The 509-nt window shown below is 41.5% G+C and carries 1 protein-coding gene; it reads left to right on the top strand.

What is annotated here, in order from left to right:
* Nucleotides 1-446: 446 nt before the first annotated feature.
* Nucleotides 447-509: ESPR-type extended signal peptide-containing protein (locus tag A7090_RS27455; RefSeq protein ID WP_206748398.1), on the top strand; the 63-nt coding region annotated here is incomplete at its 3' end.

The raw sequence follows: 509 nt of genomic DNA, 5'->3' as shown, positions 1-509 counted from the left end.
CGTAGCACTGCCGACTGAATAACACATCCCCGTCAATACGGTTCTTGCTGCACGCTTACGTCTAATGCAGGTGTTAAGTCTCTGTAACCATAATTGCCCCCTGCGAGCTGAGACCAGAAGAGTGGCTTTACACGCTCTCAAATACGCTTGCCCCCCAGGAGTCAGGAGGAGGAAAGGCTCAGATTTATCCCTGCCAGTGAAATGATTTAGTTTTCATTCCTGCGCTTACCCTCCTCCTATTATCAAAAAAACGAATATAAATATTAAATATCTATTATTCTATTTTTGGAGACTTGACACAAATACACTCACTGTATCTACTTGGCATGCGAATAGTCTGCAAACATGCCGAGGTAAAAATATATTATCCCGTTCGGCACTGTATCACGATTCAATAATAACCCGAGTTATGACTATTCTTGCTCCAGAACGTTGAGTTGGAAACTATGAATAAAATATACTCCCTGAAATATTGCCATATAACTAAAAGCCTGATTGCTGTCTCCGAA

The organism is Escherichia sp. MOD1-EC7003 (genome assembly GCF_002965065.1).
GTDB lineage: Bacteria > Pseudomonadota > Gammaproteobacteria > Enterobacterales > Enterobacteriaceae > Escherichia.
Note: the sequence above shows the minus strand (reverse complement) of the source record. Positions and strands in the feature narration are given on the sequence as shown.